Origin of the sequence: Xanthomonas sp. WHRI 10207 (assembly GCF_040202975.1) — a bacterium.
Taxonomy (GTDB): domain Bacteria; phylum Pseudomonadota; class Gammaproteobacteria; order Xanthomonadales; family Xanthomonadaceae; genus Xanthomonas.
On sequence record NZ_JBEGDX010000002.1, the window covers coordinates 604,401 to 622,528 of the forward strand.

Below are 18,128 nucleotides of genomic sequence, written 5' to 3' on the forward strand. Positions count from 1 at the left end.
GCGGTGCATGACGCCATGTCGCCGGTGGCGGCGTGGCGACGCCTTCCCTTTCGGCTGGAGAGACGATGAAGCGCAGGACCTTGTGCACGTTCGGCCTGTTCGCCCCGTTGGGCTTGGCGGCCACACCAGCGCAGCGATCGCCGGCGCACACCGCGCTACCGGCGCCGCTACCGGATGGGCAGCCGCATGCGTTCGGATTCGCGCACGGCCGTTTCACCCTGGACGGGCAGCCCTGGCAATTGCGCAGCGGCGAAATGCATCCGCTGCGCATCGCGCGCGCCGATTGGCTGCACCGCATCCGCATGGCCAAGGCAATGGGGTTGAACACCATCGCGTTGTACCTGATGTGGAACGCGCTGGAACGCGAACCGGGGCAGTTCGATCTGGACACCGGCGAGCGCGATTTCGCCGCCTTCATCCGGCTATGCCAGCAGGAAGGGATGTGGGTGTATCTACGGCCCGGCCCGTACGTGTGCGCCGAGTGGACGCTGGGCGGGCTGCCGCCGTATCTGCTGCGCGAGCCGGACATGCGCCTGCGCGATGCCACCGACGCGCGCTACATGGCTGCGGTGCAGCGCTACATCGACGCAGTGGCGCCGCGGATCGCACCGCTGATGGCCAGCGCGGGCGGCCCGGTGCTGATGCTGCAGATCGAGAACGAATACAACATGCACGGCGCCGATGTGGGCTACCTGCATGCCTTGGCCGCACTCTGGCGCGCGCACGGCATCGCCGGCCCATTCTCTTTGGCCGAGGGTCTGAAGGATCTGCGTCGCCGCAAGGCCTATCTGCCTGGTGCGGCACTGGGCCTGGATGGTGCGGACATGGCAGACCTGCAGGCCGCCAAGCAGTTCGCAGGCGACGCGCCGGTCTGGGTGGCCGAAGGCTATCCGGGCTGGTTGACGCATTGGGGCGACGACGACGTTGCGCGGCGCGATTACGCGCCGATGCTGCGGCAACTGATGGCCGCCGGCGACTCGTTCAATCTGTACGTGGTGCACGGCGGCAGCAACTTCGGCCTCAACGCCGGTGCCAATGCCGAAGACGACGGCTCGCAATTCCAGCCGGCGCTGACCAGCTACGACTACAGCGCTCCCATCGACGAAGGTGGACGTGCCACACCCGCCTACATGGCGCTGCGCAGGATCATCGCAACGCATCTCGGCACATCGCTGCCGCCGATACCGGCTGCGCCGCCGCGCGCGCGCTTTGCATCAGTCATTGCCCGCCCGGTGGCCGCGCTCTGGGACAACTTGCGTGTCGACCCTGTACACACCGAGCGGCCCACCGACAACCAGACCCTGCTCAAGCAGAACCTTGGATTGGTGGTGTACCGGCGCCGCATCGCGGCCGGCGCGCAACTGCACCTGGGGCAAGTGCACGACTACGCGGTGGTGCAGCTGGACGGTGCCGAACTTGGGCATGTGTCGCGCATGCAGCACGCACGCCTGCACAGCGACCCGCAGCTGGCATTGCCGCCGTCCACCGCTACCGAGCGCACGTTGGAGGTGTTGGTCGACAGCTTCGGGCATATCAATTTCGGCCCGGCCTTGGGCGATGCAAAAGGCTTGCTCGGCCCGGTGCAGCTGGATGGCAAGGAGCTGCGCGATTGGCAGGCATTTGGCATGCCGCTGGACGGCGACCACGCGCCGACGCTACGTCCGCTGCACGCAGCACCCACGCGGCCCGGCCTGTTCTTCGCTGCCGACATCGCGTTGGAGACGGTCGGCGACATCTACCTGGACATGGGTCAGTGGCGCAAAGGCTATCTGTGGATCAACGGCCGCCTGCTCGGGCGTTACTGGAACATCGGCCCGCAGCAGTGTCTGTTCTGCCCTGGCGCGTGGCTGCAGCCGGGCAACAACGCAGTGCTGGTGCTGGATCTGCATCAACTGGAACCCACCGCCATCCACTGCGCCGATGGGCTGACCTCGGCACACAACGCGACCCCTGTCGCGGCACTCGCACACCCAGAGCGCTGCGCATGTTGACCGCCCCCATCGCGCCACTTTCGGCCACGCCCGTCGCTGCACCGCCGCGCACGCTCGGCGTGTGGAGCGCGCTGTCAGCCAACCTGCTCAACATGATCGGCATCGGCCCGTTCATCACCATTCCGCTGGCGTTGTCGGCGCTGGCCGGGCCGGCGGTGTTGCTGGGCTGGGTCGCCGGTGCGCTGCTGTGCCTGTGCGATGGACTGGTGTGGGCCGAACTGGGCGCGGCAATTCCGCGCTCGGGCGGGCCGTATCACTATCTGCGCGAGGCCTATGGGCGCGAACACTGGGGGCGGCTGTTCGGCTTTCTGTATCTGTGGCAGACGCTGTTGACCGCGCCGCTGTCGGTGGGCTCGGCGGCAGTGGGCTGCGCGCAGTACCTGGCCTTCCTGATGCCGGGGTTGGGCCATGCCCAGCTCACCGCGATCGCGATGACGCTCTGCGCGTTCAACACGCTGCTGCTGTATCGCAAAGTGCGCTCGGTACAGGTGCTGTCGCTGCTGGTCAGCGCGGTGGTGATCGGCGCTTGCGTGTGGATCATCGGCAGCGGCGTGCTGCATTTCGATGCCGGCATCGCGGCAGAGTTTCTGCGCGCACGCCCTGCGTCGCCACATGGGTTCTGGTTGGGCTTCGGCGCGGTGGCGCTGATCGCGGTCTACGACTACGGCGGCTACAACAACGTGTGCATGCTCGGCGGCGAAATCCGCAGGCCGCGGCGCACGATTCCGCGCGCGGTACTGCTCTCGATCCCGATCGTGGCGCTGCTGTATCTGGGCCTCAACATCACCCTGCTCGGCGTGCTGCCGTGGCAACAGGCCGCGCAGTCGAAGGCGGTGATGGCCGACTTCATGCAGACCATCTACGGCCCCACCGGCGCCACGGTGGCGGTGGCACTGATCGCGCTGGCGGCATGGGGCTCGGCGCTGGTGGTGCTGCTGGGCTATTCGCGGGTGCCGTATGCGGCCGCTGCGGCCGGGCAGTTCTTCGCGGTGTTCGCGCGGCTGCATCCGCGCGGTGGATTTCCTACGGTGTCGCTGCTGTTCGTCGGCGCAACCTCGACCCTGGCCTGCCTGCTCTCGCTGGAGGATTTGATCGCAACCTTGATGATCATCCAGATCCTGTTCCAGTTTCTGGCGCAATGCCTGGCGGTGGTGCTGCTGCGGCGCAAGCGTCGCAGGCGTGCGTTTGCGATGCCGCTGTATCCCTGGCCGCTGCTGATCAGCGTCGTGGGCTGGCTCTACCTGCTGGCCACCAGCCCGGGACGGCGCCTGCTCGCGGCAGTGTTGGCGCTGTGCGTGGGTAGCGCGGTGTATCTGATCCAGGCACGGAGGGAGCGCGCATGGCCGTTCCAGCTGCAATGAGCACTGCGCAGATCGCGGTGGTCGGCGAGGTATATCTCGACCATATCTTCAGCGGCTTCGCACGCTGGCCCGCACCTGGCGAAGAAGCGTTCGCGCAGCACTACCGGCGCGAACTCGGCGGCGGCACCGTCATCACCGCCTGCGCACTGGCGCAACTGGGCTACAGCGTGCGTGTGATCGGTGCGATCGGCGCGCAGGATCGCGCGCTGTTCGTGCAGCGTCTGGGCGACTTTGGCGTTTCGGCCGACGGGCTGATCGACTCGCCCAGCGGTACCGGCGTGACCACCAGCGTGTCGCTGCAGGACGACCGTTCGTTCTTCACCTATGCCGGCGCCAATGCGCAGCTCCCCGCGTTGCTGCTGCGCGAAGACACCATCGCCGCCCTGTGCGCGGCCACGCATGTGCATTTCGCGCTGCCGTTGCCGGCCGCAGTGGCGCGCACGTTATTGCCGCAGCTGGCGCGCGCCGGCTGCAGTACCTCGCTGGATGTCGGCTTCAGCCCGCAATGGCTTGCCGACCCGGCCAACCGTGCCACCTGTCGCGCAGTGACCTGGTTCCTGCCCAACCAGAAGGAAGCCGCACTGATGGGCTGCGGCGACGGCGCCGACGCCTGCAGTGCCTGGGCACAAGCGCAAGGCCTGCATCAGACGGTGATCAAGCACGGCGCTGCCGGCGCGATGGTCGTCGATGCCGACGGCGGCCGTTTGATTGCCGCCCCCCAGGTGCAACTGCGCGACAGCACCGGCGCCGGCGATGCCTTCGATGCCGGCTTCATCGCCGCGGTCCTGCAAGGGCGGTCACTGGACGCCGCCGCCCAACAGGGCTGCCGCTGCGGCGCGGCGTGTTGCAGCGCGCTGGGCGCACTGGACGGTCTGGTTTCCCTCTCTCCCCTTTTCTCCCCCACTGAGGACGTTCCATGAGCATTTCTGTCGACAATCGCAAGCTGACCCTGATCGGCGGCGGCGGCGTGCGCACACCATTGGTGGTGTACGGCGTCAACGAAGCCGCCGAAGCACTCGGCGCCCGCGAGATCGTGCTGTACGACCCCGACCAGGAGCGTCTGGCCTTGATGGTGGCGATGGGCCGCGCCATCGTGGCCGAGTCTGGCGGCACGCTGCAGGTGCATGCCGCAACGTCGTTGGAAGCGGCAATCGAAGGCGCGCACTTCGTGCTCAACAGCATCCGCATCGGCGGCATCGCCCAGCGCGCCTCCGATGAAAAAACCATCATCGACCACGGCTATTCCGGTCAGGAAACCACCGGACCCGGCGGCGTGGCCAAGGCGCTGCGCACGGTGCCGGTGGCGATCGAGCAGGCACGCATGATCGAGCGGCTGAGTCCGGACGCATGGCTGGTCAGCTTCACCAATCCGGCCGGGCTGGTCACCCAGGCCATCACCGCGCACACCCGCGCGCGCGTGGTCGGCATCTGCGATACGCCGGTGGAGCTGTTCCACAACATCGCGCGCGCGCTGGGCGAGCCGGCCGCCGATGTGGAGTGCGACTACGTCGGCCTCAATCACCTGGGCTGGATCCGCGCGGTGCGTTTGCGCGGCCAGGACATCATGGATCGCATCCTCGACGACGACGCCATCCTGCGTCAGCTATATCTAGCCCCGCTGTTCGATGTCGAAATGCTGCGCGCGTTGCGGTTGATCCCCACCGAGTACCTGTACTTCTTCTACGAACGCCGCCGCGCCCTGGACAACCAGCGCGCCAGCGGGGCCAGCCGCGGTGGCGAGATCGAGCGGCTCAACCGCAGCCTGATCGCCGACCTGCGCAGCCGCCTGGAGGCTGGCGACAACGCCGGCGCGGTGCAGACCTATGCCGCCTACCTGGCGCAGCGCTCCGGCTCGTACATGAAGCTGGAAGCCGAAGCCGGCTCGGCGTTCGCACCGGATCTGGCGCCGCAGCCGGATCCGTTCCGCGCCAGCACCGGCTATCACCGCATCGCGGTGGACGTGATGAGCGCATTGACCGGCGCACGCCCGGGCCGGCACGTGGTCAACGTGCGCAACCGCGGCGCAATGGCCGAGCTGGCCGACGACGACGTGGTGGAAATCGCCGCAGACATCGACCGCGACCGCATCGTGCCGATTCCCGCCGCGCCCCTGCCGGACGCGGTGCATGGCCTGGTGCGTGCGTTCAAGGCCTACGAGCACGCCGCGATCGACGCCGCGCTCAGCGGCAGCCATCGGGATGCCTGCAAGGCCATGCTGATCCATCCGGCGATCGGCGAGTGGGGCCCATCGCAGCGCCTGCTGGACGCCTTGTTCGGGCACGACCACGACGACGGCCACTGCGCCGGCCCAGCGCATTGGCGCGGGCATGCGGCTGGGTGATGGAGCCGGCCTGCGGATATCGGCGTGGCCGGCACCACGCCGACGCTGGACGCCTTGGACGACCACGCCCACGCGACGGCCACTGCGCCGGCCCGGCGCACTGGCGAGGGCATGCGGCTGGGTGATGGAGCCGGCCTGCGGATATCGGCGTGGCCGGCACCACGCCGACGCTGGACGCCTTGTTCGGGCACGACCACCACGACGGCCACTGCGCGGGCCCGGCGCATTGGCGCGGGCATGCGGCCGGGTGATGGAGCCGGCCTGCGGATGTCGGCGTGGCAGGCACCACGCCAACGCTGGACGCCTTGTTCGGGCACGACCACGACAACGACGGCCACTACGCCGGCCCGGCGCACTGGCGCGGGCATGCGGCTGGGTGATGGAGCCATCCTGCGGATATCGGCGTGGCGTGGCAAGCACCACGCCGATATCCGCAGATGTTCCAGCCAGGCCGCGCCGCCATGGCCTGGCAGGCATCCGGCGGCGCGCGCGCCCCAAAAATTGTGCAAACGCACTATGCAGTTTCGACGCACACGTTGTATGGTCATCGGGAATTGGTCATGCATAGGTCTCATCGCCCAGGCTGCCGTCTCGCAGCCGCCAGCGCAGGGAGCACCGTCATGCGGATCGCAGGTCGAATCCATGGAGTCTTGAGGTCATGCATACCCGCCGCGACATCCTTCAGCTACTGGGCGCCAGCGCCGGTGCCGGCCTGCTGGCCAGCGCCCTGCCCGCGTTCGCGGCCGCGCCTGCCGCCGGCGCTTCCACGGCCGGCGGCGCCTTCGTCAGCAAGCGCCCGCCCAAGGCGCAGCGCCGCTTCGTGAGCAAGGCGGTCGAGCAGCAGATCGTGCAGATCAAGGCGCAGATCGCCGACCCGGAACTGGCCTGGCTGTTCGAGAACTGCTACCCCAATACGCTCGACACCACGGTGGAAACCGGCACCCGCAACGGCAAGCCGGACACCTTCGTCATCACCGGCGACATCCATGCGATGTGGCTGCGCGATTCGTCCGCACAGGTGCATCCATACGTTCCGCTGGCCAAGCGCGACCCCGCGTTACGGCGCATGTTCCATGGCCTGATCCAACGCCAGGCCGCGTGCATCCGGCTCGACCCCTATGCCAACGCCTTCCTGCCCGATGGCCAGACCCAGCGCCTGAAGTGGTCGCTCAACGACATCACCGAAATGAAGCCCGGCGTGGGCGAGCGCAAGTGGGAAATCGATTCGCTGTGCTACCCCATTCGCATCGCGCACGAATACTGGCGCGCCACCGGCGACACCGCTCCGTTCGACGACGACTGGCGCGAGGCGATGCACGTAGTGGTCAAGACCTTCCGCGAACAACAGCGCAAGGACAATCGCGGCCCGTACGTGTTCCAGCGCCCCTCCCCGCTGGCCACCGAAACCCTGGTGCTGGAAGGCTACGGCCAGCCGACCAAACCCAACGGCATGATCCACTCGATGTTCCGTCCGTCCGACGATGCCTGTGTGTTTCCGTTGTTCGTACCGGCCAACCTGTTTGCGGTGGCCTCGCTGCGGCAGTTGGCGACGATGAGCACCGCGTTGCATCGCGACACCGCCTTCGCCGCCGAGTGCACCGCACTGGCCGATGAAGTGGAAACCGCCACGCGCCAGTTCGGGCAGTTGCGCGATACCGATGGGCAAGCCTATTGGGCCTTCGAAGTGGACGGCTTCGGCAACCAGCTGTTTATCGACGACGCCAATGCCCCCGGCCTGCTCAGCCTGGCCTACCTGGGCTGCTGCGATCGGCGCGACCCGGTGTTCTTGCGCACACGCCAACTGGCCTGGAGCGAACGCAACCCGTATTTTTCGCGCGGCACCGCGGCCGAAGGCGTCGGCAGCCCGCACAGCGGCATGGGCACCATCTGGCCGATGTCCATCGTGCAATACGCGCTGGTCAGCGATGACGACGCGCAATTGCGCCAGTGCCTGCAGTGGCTCAAGACCACCCACGCCGGCACCGGCTTCATGCACGAAGCGTTCGACAAGGACACCCCGAGCACGTTTACCCGCGACTGGTTCGCCTGGGCAAACACTTTGTTCGGCGAGCTGATCATCGATTTGCATCAACGCAAACCCCAACTGCTGCGCAGCGCCTGAACACCGCCCGGCGCTTGATTGCTATCCGAAGCGTTTGATTGCCACTCGAAGCGCTTGATTGCTATCCAAAGCGCTGGATTCCTTCCTTCTCCCGCCTGCGGGAGAAGGTGCCCGAAGGGCGGATGAGGGTGCCCCGGCATCGGCCCGCACATTCAGAGACAACACCCCATGGCAACACGACGCGGTTTTCTCCAAGGCGCCATCGCTGCAGCATTGTTCGGCAGCGTGGGCCTGCCCGGCGCAGCCCGCGCACGCGCCGGCAACTACGCGCTGCCCGCCGATGCGCGCACGCGTGCCGAGCTCACCCGCCATGTCGATGTGTTCATCGGCACCGGTGGTCATGGCCATACCTTTCCCGGCGCCACGCTACCGTTCGGCATGGTGCAGCTGAGCCCGGACACCTACAACGCGGTGTGGGATTCGTGTTCGGGCTATCACGAATCCGACGGCTCGATCATGGGCTTTTCGCACACGCATCTATCCGGCACCGGTATCGGCGACATGCTGGATTTTCTGCTGGTGCCGGCCACCGGCGAGGTCAAGCTGGTGCCTGGCACACTCGACGCGCCGCAGACCGGTTACCGCTCGCGCTTCGATCACAGCGACGAAGCCGCCTCGCCCGGCTATTACCGCGTGCGGCTCAAGGACAGCGGCGTGCATGCCGAACTCACCGCCACCGCACGTGCAGGCCTGCACCGTTACCACTTCCCCAAGGGCAAGCCGGCGCACGTACTGCTCGACCTGTGCCACGGCATGCAGGACAAACCGGGCATTCCCACCCGCGTCAGCGATGCACAGTTACGCGTGGTCGACGCGCAAACCCTCACCGGTGGGCGCCGGGTCTACCAGTGGGCCAAAGGGCGCTACATCTACTTCGCCATGCGGCTGTCGCGGCCGTTCGCACGCGTGCAGCTGTACAACGAAGACCAGCCGCTGGCAGCCGACACCCGCAGCCTCGATGGAACCCATCTCAAGGCCGCGCTGCACTTCCCGGATGCCTCCGAGGCGCCGCTGCTGATCAAGGTCGGCATCTCTGCCGTCAGCGCCGACAACGCGCTGGCCAATCTCGACGCTGAGCTACCGGACTTCGACTTCGCACGCGTGCATGCGCAAGCCGTGGCGACCTGGGAAAAAGAACTGGGTCGCGTGCGCATCGACAGCGATGACGATGCGCAACGCCGCATCTTCTACACAGGCCTGTATCACAGCCTGCTCGCACCCACGCTCTTCAGCGATGTGGACAACCGGTACCGCGGCATGGATCTGCAGATCCACACCGCGCCCAAGGGCTACAACAACTACAGCACTTACTCGTTGTGGGACACCTACCGCGCCGCGCATCCGCTGCTCACCCTGGTGCAACCCGAGCGCGTGCCCGACCTGGTGCAATGCCTGGTGCGCGGCGCCAACGAATGCCCCGACGGCGTCGGCATCTGGCCGCTGCAAGGCGTGGAAACCGGCTGCATGATTGGCTACCACTCCGCCGTGGTACTGGCCGAAGCGCACGCCAAGGGCTTTACCGGCATCGACTACGCCGCCGCGTGGCCGGCCTACCGCAAGCGCGCGATGGACGACACCACCCATGGCCTGGCGTACTACCGCACGCTTGGCTACATCCCCGCCGACAAGGTGGACGAAGCGGTCAGCCGCACCCTCGAATACGCCTATGACGACTGGGCCTGCGCGCATCTGGCGCAGGCCGCCGGCGCCGTGGACGATGCACGCGCGTTGCGCAAACGCTCGCGCAACTACCGCAACGTGTTCAATCGCGACAGCGGCTTTGTGCAGGCGCGCCTGGAAGACGGCAGCTGGGCCAAACCGTTCGACCCGCGCGGCATGGGCCACATCGCCAAGTGGCGCGATTTCACCGAATCCAACGCCTGGCAAGCCACCTTCCTCAATCAGCATGACTTGTACGGTTACATGGATTTGTACGGTGGCCGCGATGGTTTCGTCGCCAAGCTCGACGAACTGTTTTCCACCAGTTCCGAACTGCCGGCCGATGCGCCGCCGGATATCGACGGCCTGGTCGGCCAGTACGCGCACGGCAACGAGCCCAGCCACCACGTGGCCTATCTGTTCGCCTATGCAGGCCAACCGTATAAAACCCAGGCGATGGTGCGCCGCTTGCTGCGCGAGCAATACCACGACGCGCGCAATGGCCTGTCCGGCAATGAAGATTGTGGGCAGATGAGCGCGTGGTTCGTCCTCAGCGCGCTGGGCCTGTATGCGGTGGACCCGGTCAGCGGCAACTACATCGTCGGCAGCCCGTTGTTCAAGCGCGCAGAACTGGATGTGGGCAAGGGCCGCACGCTGCGCATCGTGGCCAATAACACCAGCGCGCAGAACGTCTACGTGCAATCGCTGACGTGGAATGGCAAGCCGATCAATCGCGCCTGGCTGCGCCACGCCGATCTGGCTGCGGGCGGCACGCTGGAATTCACCATGGGTGCCAAGCCGAACCCAGCCTTCGGTGCGAACAAGGAGGATTTACCGCCGTCGTTCGCATAACGGCGCACGCCCCAAGCAACACACCCCATAGGGAAGTCGACCGATCCCTGCCACACAAGCTAAAGGCACGCGCCTCATTCCTGGCGTAAACGAGCGGATTGCAGTCCACGTCTCCCGCAAGCGGGAGGCCCGCTCTCCCTTCTCCCGCAAGCGGGAGTCTTGCCTTTCCCTTCTCCCGCAAGCGGGAGAAGGTGCCCGAAGGGCGGATGAGGGGCCCACCCACAGCCCGCTCCACCCAACACCCCATTCACCACGCTTGTCACCAGTCATGCGTCACCGCCGAGAATCGCCCATGTTGCGCACCACCCTCAGCCCCCTCGTCCTGGCCCTCGCGTTCGCGCTTCCCGTCACCGCCATTGCCGCCGACACCGAGCGCTGGCCCAGCGTCGGCACGCAGGGCACGCAGTTCGTGCGCGACGGCAAGCCGTATCAGATCCTCTCCGGCGCCATCCATTTTCAGCGCATTCCACGCGCGTACTGGAAGGACCGTCTGCAAAAGGCGCGCGCGCTCGGCTTGAACACGGTGGAGACCTACGTGTTCTGGAACCTGGTCGAACCGCAACAAGGCCAGTTCGATTTTGCCGGCAACAACGATGTGGCCGCCTTCGTCCGCGAAGCCGCCGCGCAAGGCCTCAACGTCATCCTGCGCCCCGGCCCTTACGTCTGCGCCGAATGGGAAGCCGGCGGTTATCCCGCATGGTTGTTCGGCAAGGACAACATCCGCGTGCGCAGCCGCGACCCGCGCTTTCTCGGCGCCAGCCAGGCATACCTGGATGCAGTGGCAAAACAGGTCCAACCGCTGCTCAATCACAACGGCGGCCCCATCATCGCCGTGCAGGTAGAAAACGAGTACGGCTCCTACGACGACGACCATGCCTACATGGCCGACAACCGCGCCATGTTCGTCAAGGCCGGCTTCGACAAGGCGCTACTGTTCACCTCCGACGGAGCCGACATGCTCGCCAACGGCACCCTGCCGGACACCTTGGCGGTGGTGAATTTTGCGCCAGGCGAAGCCAAGAGCGCGTTCGACAAACTGATCAAGTTCCGTCCCGAGCAACCGCGCATGGTCGGCGAATACTGGGCCGGCTGGTTCGACCATTGGGGCACGCCGCACGCCAGAACCGATGCCAAACAACAGACCGAAGAACTGGAGTGGATCCTGCGCCAGGGCCACTCGGCCAACCTCTACATGTTCATCGGCGGCACCAGTTTCGGCTTCATGAATGGCGCCAATTTCCAGGGCAATCCCAGCGATCATTACGCGTCGCAGACCACCAGCTACGACTACGACGCCATCCTCGACGAAGCCGGCCAGCCCACGCCCAAGTTCGCATTGATGCGCGATGCCATCGCGCGCGTCACCGGCGTGCAACCGCCCGCGTTGCCGGCACCGATCGCCATGGCCGCACTACCGGACAGCCAACTGCGCGAATCCGCGTCGCTGTGGGACAACCTGCCCGCACCAATCGCCATCGACACCCCGCAGCCGATGGAACGTTTCGGCCAGGATTACGGCTACATCCTCTACCGCACCACCATCACCGGCCCGCGCAAAGGTCCGCTGTATCTGGGCGAGGTACGCGACGTGGCGCGGGTATATGTCGATCAGAAGCCGGTCGGCAGTGTCGAACGTCGGCTGCAGCAGGTCTCCACCGACGTGGACATCCCGGCGGGCGAACACACGCTGGACGTTTTGGTCGAAAACAGCGGCCGCATCAACTACGGCACGCGCATGGCAGATGGCCGCGCCGGCCTGGTCGACCCGGTGCTGCTGGACAACCAGCAGCTCACAGGCTGGCAGGCCTTCCCGCTACCGATGCGCTCGCCCGACAGCATCCGCGGCTGGACCCGCAATCACGTAGACGGCCCGGCATTCCACCGCGGCAGCCTGCGCATCGGCACGCCCACCGACACCTATCTGGACATGCACGGCTTCGGCAAGGGCATCGCCTGGGCCAACGGCGTCAATCTCGGCCGGCATTGGTCCATCGGCCCGCAGACCGCGCTGTATTTCCCGGCCCCGTTCCAGCGCAAGGGCGATAACAGCGTGGTGGTGTTCGACCTGGACAGCACCGCCAACCCCAGCTTGCGCGGCCTGAAACAGCAGGTGTGGATCAAGCCGAAGAACTGATGGCGTCACCTTCGCGCAGATCCAGAAGGTGGTAAGCAACCGCAATACTCAAAGCCCCTCTCCCCTCGGGAGAGGGGTTGGGGTGAGGGTACGGGGCGGGCCGCATGTATCAGATGAAGGGGCGCCGCACGCGTCAAACCCATCAGCGCTTTAAACCCACCAGCGTTCACGGGCAAGCGTGCCGTTCCACAAAGCGTTTGTTCGACAACCAGACGAAGTTACGCCGCACCCTCATCCGCCCCTGCGGGGCACCTACTCTCGAGGGGAGAAGGAATCAAAGCACCTCTCTCTTCGGGAGAAAGCGTTGGGGTGATGGTACGGGGCAAGCCGCACGCACTGCAGGGCAGCCTGCATCGCTCGCCACCGCCAAACCCACCGCCAACCAACTCGGTGCAAGGCGCCTCAACTGCCGCCCCTTCAGACCGCGCCTTGCGCGCCGTTATCTGGAAGTCCGGTGCACCTGTACCGCCCGTTGCCGTCCTGGTATCGGGCGGACCATATTCCAGGCAAGATCACCGGCTGACACCGTTACGGGGGCGCTTTGGTTGCTACGTAGACGGCCTGATTGCAGGTTCCAGGAGCGTTGCATGTCGTCGTCCACCGTTGTTGCCCAAGATTCCACCTCCGTTGCCCCGGAGCACACCCAGCACGCGTTTGCAGAGCAGGTCCAGAGCAAGCCCATGGGCAGCACCGAAGCGGCGCACATGATGACGTTCCTGTGCCAGACCCAGTCGGCCAAGAAGCCGCAGACACTGTTGCCGCCACAGGTGCGCGACGAGAACGCCGCCTAAGCACGGCCCGACGCGTACGCCGCTGCCGACAGCGGTGCACGCTTGCCAACGCCCAGCCCGCAGCGTTATTCAAACGCGCTGAGCACCGTCGGCAGGCTGCTCAGGTATCGGAGGCGCCTGCCTGCGCAACCGTCTCGGTGGCACCGGCTAACGCCGTGGTATCCACACCGTAAATCTGCATCACGCCCTGGTTGGTCGCAGCCTGCGCCAGCGTGTTCTGTTGCTGCTGCGCCGCTACCGCGTTCTGGAACAGGATGCCGGCCGCTTGGGCCATGCTCTGGTAGATCGTGCCCATTGCCATGGCAGGCGCCTCGCCGATGACCTTGACGTTGGACTGGGTGACGGCATCGGTGATCTGATTGTTGACTGCGGTTGGAAAAGCCATGCTGCGCTCCTGCGTGGACGGACGCACGGCGTTACGCGCCTCTGAAAGCCGACCTCGGCGGCTGTCGACCGCATCGCGCTACACCGACCAGGCCGCAAGACACAGCACGCCATGCCCGTCCGATAGCGGCGTGCAGCCATGCGCCTGAACCCTCGCAGCGCAGCTTCGCAACGGACGTCGCAGTCACCTCTGCAACGTTTTGCGCAATGGCTCAAGGCAGGGTCAGCGCGGTGAGGCCAAGGGCGACCAGCCAGCGCAACGGGCAGAGCGGGCGCGACGACATCGCGGGTCGTCGCAGTGGTCGGCGACCAGGGCCGCCTGCGATGACCAGAGCACATGGTATTTAAGAGATAATAAATAGGTATTTTTAAAATTCGCACAGGACTGGACCACGATGGCTTCGCCACGCCTGCTGATTGGCCTGATTGCCAGCCTTGCCGCCTTTATGGCCGGGGCACAGACGCCCGCCTCCCCGCCTTCGCCGATCGTGCTCAGCGAGTTCATTGCCGACCCGGCACCTACCCCGCAGGCGCATGCCTCCACGTTATTGGAGACCCGCGATGGCCGCCTGTTGGCTGCCTGGTTCGGGGGCGCGCACGAAGGCGCGGCCGACGTCGGCATCTGGCTGACCCAGCGCGACGCACAGCACTGGCAGCCACCGCGTCGCATCGCCGATGGCACGCGTGCCGGCAAGCAGGGCGCGACCGTGCCGGCCTGGAACCCGGTGCTGTTTCAATCGACCACCGGTCCGGTGCAGCTGTTTTACAAGCTCGGCCCCAACCCGCGGCAATGGTGGGGGCTGCGCATGACCTCAGCCGACGATGGAACGCATTGGTCTGCGCCACAGCCGTTGCCCAACGGCATCCTAGGACCGATCAAGAACAAACCCGTGCAACTGCCGAGCGGGCGCATCCTGGCGCCAAGCAGCAGCGAAGATCGCGGTTGGCGCGCGCATCTCGAATGGAGCGACGACGACGGTGAGCACTGGCAGCGCGGCATGCCGCTCAACGACCCCAGCGTGATCGGTGCGATCCAGCCCAGTCTGTTGCTGCACAGCGATGGCCGCTTGCAGGCGCTCGGCCGCAGCCAGCAGAACAAACTCTTCAGCACGTTTTCGCACGATGGCGGCCTGCATTGGCAGCCGATGCAGTTGCTCGATGTGGAAAACCCCAACTCCGGCACCGATGCGGTGACGCTGCGCGATGGTCGCTCGCTCCTGGTCTATAACCCCGGTATTGCCGGCAAGGACTGGTGGGACGGGCGCGGTACCCTGGCCGTGGCGGTGTCCGACGATGGCGTGCACTGGCAACGCGTGTTGACGCTGGAAGACAGCGCAAAAGACGAATTTTCGTATCCGGCGGTGATCCAGACCCGCGACGGGCTGGTGCACATCAGCTACACCTGGAAGCGTCAGCGCATCAAGCATGTGGTGGTCGATCCGGCGCGGCTTGGTGGCGGCGAATAACACGCAACAAGCGCGGTGGATGCGGCTGCGTCGGAGTCGCTATCGATAAGCAATACCGTGGTGTTGCGCGCTGTCTGCTGTGTTCTCAGCGTCACTTCAAACACGTTGAATGCACGTCGTGGCAGATAAACCGCGAACGTGACTACCCTCACCCAAACCTCTCTCCCGAGCGGAGAGAAGCTCTACGGAGGGCAGCGGAGTCTGGTCCCTTCTGCCCTCGGGAGAAGGTGCCCCGCAGGGGCGGATGAGGGTACGGCGTAGCTTGGCGTGCCTGGCGAACACGCGCGTTGCAACGTTGGGCGAGTACCTGCAAGTGCTGCCGGCTTCAAGAAGATAATGGGGTTAACGCAGGCAGCGCGCTGCGATCTGATACCGGCCGATCGCCTCGTAACCTCATCACCTCGCCCCCTTCTCCCAGCGGAAAAGAGAGACATCGGCATTGCCCTTGATGGTCTGTTACGCGCCAATGTTTCCAAGAAAGAAGGCAAAACAATCTACGCCCCCTCCCGCGCTCGCGGCGCTGCTGCACAACCCGCAGCGTGAGATGTTGTCATCGATAAAGCACATCAGCTGCGCACAACGCACGCGCAACTCACCCGCGCAGCAACGCCACGAGACGCCGCACACGCTCCACATCCGTGCGTTGGTAATCGCCACCCAGGTCGCTGATGTAGGCATGCGGCGCATGCACCTGTGCGGCCACCGGCCCGCGCAAGGAGGCATGAAATTCATGCGCGCCAGTCCGCGCACGCAAGTCTGCAATGGTGTGCTCGGACACGCCGGCTCCGGGCATGATGCCGATGCGGCCGGCGGCCTGCGCCACCAGCGCAGCGATGGTGTCGATTCCCTCCAACGCACTCGCCCGCGCGCCCGAGGTCAGCACGCGCTCGCAGCCCAGCGCGATCGCGTCTTCCAGTGCGCGTGCCGGATCGGCACTCACATCGATCGCACGATGGAAGGTCACGCCCAGCGCTCCAGCCGCTTCGATCAATACACGCATCGTGGCCATATCGACCTGCCCGTGCCGATCCAGTGCGCCCAGCACCACGCCATCGCAACCCAACCGCACGCACTGCTCCACATCGCGCTGCATCGCCTCGACCTCGGCGGCATCGAACACGAAGTCGCCCACGCGCGGGCGAATCAAGACATACAACGGAATCTGCAAGCGCTCACGCACCACCGCCAACGTGCCGAACGAGGGCGTCAAGCCACCGCCATCCAGCCCGCCGCAGAGTTCCACACGCATAGCACCGCCCTGCTGCGCGGCCAGCGCCGAGCCCACCGAGTCGGCGGCCACCTCAAGCCCCATCGCCACCGACTTGTCAGCTGCGCTCATGCCGCAGGCTCCTGGGTGTAGTGGCTTTCGCCGGGCACCAGCAGGTCTTGCCGCGTCGCATCGCATACCGCGTAACTAAAGCCTTTCTGGATCGCAAACGCGCCCACTTCGCCACGCTTGTTCATCGCCAAAAACCCGACCTGCAACGTGCGCGTCAGTTCCGGCTTGCGGTGGATCAACCGCATCACCACCTCGCGGCAGGCGTCGGCCGGCGACTTGCCCTGGCGCATCATTTCCACCACTGCAAAACTGCCCACGTTACGAATCACTTCTTCGCCCACGCCAGTGGAGGTCGCGCCGCCCACCTCGTTATCCACGTACAAGCCAGCACCGATGATCGGGCTGTCGCCAACCCGGCCGTGCATCTTCCACGCCATGCCGCTGGTGGTGCAGGCACCGGACAGATTGCCGTGCGCATCCAGCGCCAACATGCCGATGGTGTCGTGATTGTCTTTACCGCCGGGCAATTTGGCGTCGCGCCACGCACGGTTTTCCACATTGGCTTCGGGCGAATACTTGGACGTCTTCAACCACTGCTTCCACGCCGCTTCCGAACTTGGAGTGAGCAGCTTGGTCTTCGGAAAGCCCTGTTCCAACGCGAACTGCCGCGCACCATCGCCGACCAGCATTACGTGCGGGGTTTTTTCCATCACCGCGCGCGCCACCGAAATGGCATGCACCACATCTTCCAGCGATGCCACCGCGCCGCAATTGCCCAGGTGATCCATGATGCAGGCATCCAGCGTCACTCGACCGTCGCGATCCGGATACCCGCCCAAGCCGACGGTGGGATTGGTCGGGTCCGCTTCTGGCACGCGCACGCCCGCTTCCACAGCATCCAGCGCGATACCGCCGGCACTCAGGATTTGCCACGCGGCCTGATTGGCGGCCACGCCGAAATCCCAGGTCGAGATCACCCTCGCCGCGCCTGCCGGCAAGGCCGCAGGGCGCCCGGCTGCGGTGGATTTCGCGGCGGCCTGCGCACGCGCGCCCCACCCGGCCAGGCCGGAAGCAATGGCGCCCAGCGTGGCGCTCTTGAGGAAATGACGACGTTGAATCATCCAGGCGAACTCCATGACGGAAACAGATGCCGCGCACTGCGCCGCAGCCTCCCATCATGCGACAGCGCTGGCTGCGGATAAACCGCATTGCCGTGCGCAACCGGTGCGGATCCATGCACAACCGCGCCTGGCTTAGCGCGGCGAGCCAAAAGTAGCGAGTGGTCGTCTGGTAGGCGTGGATGGCGCGCTCAGAGCCGGAGTGAACGAGTGGCAGCCGCACCGGGCACCGGTCGTGGCCGCCTGGTGGTGAGCGAAGTCGTTGTGTTAGCCACTCCCTCTCTGGCTGGTATCGATGCAATTGCTGAGCGTGCTGGCCAATGCACGCGCCAACGTCCATCGGACAGAGCACCGGGTCTGAGGAAGACCTGCACACCTCCCGGCGGTCCTAACAAAGGCGTTTTCCTAGCCCACGGGAAAGGGATTGCGGTGGGCGGACCAGACGTCCGCAGGCCGCAGCCACGAAGCAGCACCAGCCATCGCCAAACCCAATCGCAAGCCCATCGCAAAAAATCTTTCTTCAGTTAACCCCATTTCCCGCGCTGGCCCGTTTTACCTACAGAGGCGCAGTGCACGGCGACCTCGGGCTGTCTGGTTGTCACCCACTTCGTCATCGCCACGCAAAGGATT

Annotated in this window: 11 protein-coding genes and 1 pseudogene; 9 read left to right on the plus strand and 3 right to left on the minus strand. The window is 65.8% G+C overall.

Translation table 11 applies throughout. From position 1 onward, the window contains the following. Window positions 1-65: 65 nt before the first annotated feature. The 8 genes from ABQU90_RS08265 to ABQU90_RS08300 all read left to right on the plus strand — a co-directional run bounded on the left by ABQU90_RS08265 (window position 66) and on the right by ABQU90_RS08300 (window position 13,251). Window positions 66-1,991 carry a beta-galactosidase gene (locus ABQU90_RS08265; RefSeq protein WP_323521377.1) on the plus strand — a complete coding sequence of 642 codons (1,926 nt, stop codon included), beginning with the start codon at window positions 66-68 and terminating at the stop codon, window positions 1,989-1,991. Then, a complete protein-coding gene (locus ABQU90_RS08270; protein WP_323521378.1) occupies window positions 1,985-3,352 on the plus strand; it encodes an APC family permease in 1,368 nt (455 codons plus the stop codon). The genes ABQU90_RS08265 and ABQU90_RS08270 overlap by 7 nt, the downstream gene beginning before the upstream one ends. Further along, window positions 3,331-4,272, plus strand: coding sequence for a carbohydrate kinase family protein (locus tag ABQU90_RS08275; RefSeq protein ID WP_323521379.1), 942 nt, complete (start codon window positions 3,331-3,333; stop codon window positions 4,270-4,272). The genes ABQU90_RS08270 and ABQU90_RS08275 overlap by 22 nt, the downstream gene beginning before the upstream one ends. Beyond that, a complete protein-coding gene (locus tag ABQU90_RS08280) occupies window positions 4,269-5,693 on the plus strand; it encodes a 6-phospho-beta-glucosidase (RefSeq protein WP_323521380.1) in 1,425 nt (474 codons plus the stop codon). Before ABQU90_RS08275 ends, ABQU90_RS08280 begins: the two co-directional genes overlap by 4 nt. Window positions 5,694-6,351: 658 nt before the next feature. Continuing rightward, a complete protein-coding gene (locus ABQU90_RS08285) occupies window positions 6,352-7,815 on the plus strand; it encodes a glycoside hydrolase family 125 protein (protein WP_115513585.1) in 1,464 nt (487 codons plus the stop codon). A gap of 168 nt (window positions 7,816-7,983) precedes the next feature. Next, window positions 7,984-10,326 (plus strand): GH92 family glycosyl hydrolase, encoded by a 2,343-nt coding sequence (locus ABQU90_RS08290; protein WP_323521381.1) that lies wholly within the window; start codon window positions 7,984-7,986, stop codon window positions 10,324-10,326. A 292-nt stretch (window positions 10,327-10,618) separates the two neighbouring features. Next, entirely contained in the window at window positions 10,619-12,460 is a 1,842-nt protein-coding gene (locus ABQU90_RS08295) for a glycoside hydrolase family 35 protein (RefSeq protein ID WP_323521382.1), read from the plus strand. Window positions 12,461-13,047: 587 nt separating this feature from the next. Continuing rightward, window positions 13,048-13,251, plus strand: coding sequence for a hypothetical protein (locus ABQU90_RS08300; RefSeq protein ID WP_055849229.1), 204 nt, complete (start codon window positions 13,048-13,050; stop codon window positions 13,249-13,251). Window positions 13,252-13,316: 65 nt separating this feature from the next. Here ABQU90_RS08300 and ABQU90_RS08305 read toward each other — a convergent pair. Then, window positions 13,317-13,636, minus strand: a pseudogene (locus ABQU90_RS08305) (RebB family R body protein). A 394-nt stretch (window positions 13,637-14,030) separates the two neighbouring features. Between ABQU90_RS08305 and ABQU90_RS08310 the strand changes: the two are divergent. Beyond that, window positions 14,031-15,101 carry a sialidase family protein gene (locus ABQU90_RS08310; RefSeq protein ID WP_323521383.1) on the plus strand — a complete coding sequence of 357 codons (1,071 nt, stop codon included), beginning with the start codon at window positions 14,031-14,033 and terminating at the stop codon, window positions 15,099-15,101. 592 nt (window positions 15,102-15,693) lie between these two features. Here ABQU90_RS08310 and ABQU90_RS08315 read toward each other — a convergent pair. Together ABQU90_RS08315 and ABQU90_RS08320 are read right to left on the minus strand one after the other, a co-directional pair. Beyond that, window positions 15,694-16,413 (minus strand): copper homeostasis protein CutC, encoded by a 720-nt coding sequence (locus ABQU90_RS08315; RefSeq protein ID WP_323521437.1) that lies wholly within the window; start codon window positions 16,411-16,413, stop codon window positions 15,694-15,696. Between the two features lie 23 nt (window positions 16,414-16,436). After that, window positions 16,437-17,501, minus strand: a complete 1,065-nt coding sequence (locus ABQU90_RS08320) for a glycosylasparaginase (protein WP_115529136.1) — start codon at window positions 17,499-17,501, stop codon at window positions 16,437-16,439. Window positions 17,502-18,128: the final 627 nt, after the last annotated feature.

Coding starts and splice junctions, on each gene's coding strand:
- ABQU90_RS08265 (WP_323521377.1), top strand. CDS start 66: ATGAAGCGCAGGACCTTGTGCACGTTCGGCCTGTTCGCCCCGTTGGGC.
- ABQU90_RS08270 (WP_323521378.1), top strand. CDS start 1,985: ATGTTGACCGCCCCCATCGCGCCACTTTCGGCCACGCCCGTCGCTGCA.
- ABQU90_RS08275 (WP_323521379.1), top strand. CDS start 3,331: ATGGCCGTTCCAGCTGCAATGAGCACTGCGCAGATCGCGGTGGTCGGC.
- ABQU90_RS08280 (WP_323521380.1), top strand. CDS start 4,269: ATGAGCATTTCTGTCGACAATCGCAAGCTGACCCTGATCGGCGGCGGC.
- ABQU90_RS08285 (WP_115513585.1), top strand. CDS start 6,352: ATGCATACCCGCCGCGACATCCTTCAGCTACTGGGCGCCAGCGCCGGT.
- ABQU90_RS08290 (WP_323521381.1), top strand. CDS start 7,984: ATGGCAACACGACGCGGTTTTCTCCAAGGCGCCATCGCTGCAGCATTG.
- ABQU90_RS08295 (WP_323521382.1), top strand. CDS start 10,619: ATGTTGCGCACCACCCTCAGCCCCCTCGTCCTGGCCCTCGCGTTCGCG.
- ABQU90_RS08300 (WP_055849229.1), top strand. CDS start 13,048: ATGTCGTCGTCCACCGTTGTTGCCCAAGATTCCACCTCCGTTGCCCCG.
- ABQU90_RS08310 (WP_323521383.1), top strand. CDS start 14,031: ATGGCTTCGCCACGCCTGCTGATTGGCCTGATTGCCAGCCTTGCCGCC.
- ABQU90_RS08315 (WP_323521437.1), bottom strand. CDS start 16,413: ATGGGGCTTGAGGTGGCCGCCGACTCGGTGGGCTCGGCGCTGGCCGCG.
- ABQU90_RS08320 (WP_115529136.1), bottom strand. CDS start 17,501: ATGATTCAACGTCGTCATTTCCTCAAGAGCGCCACGCTGGGCGCCATT.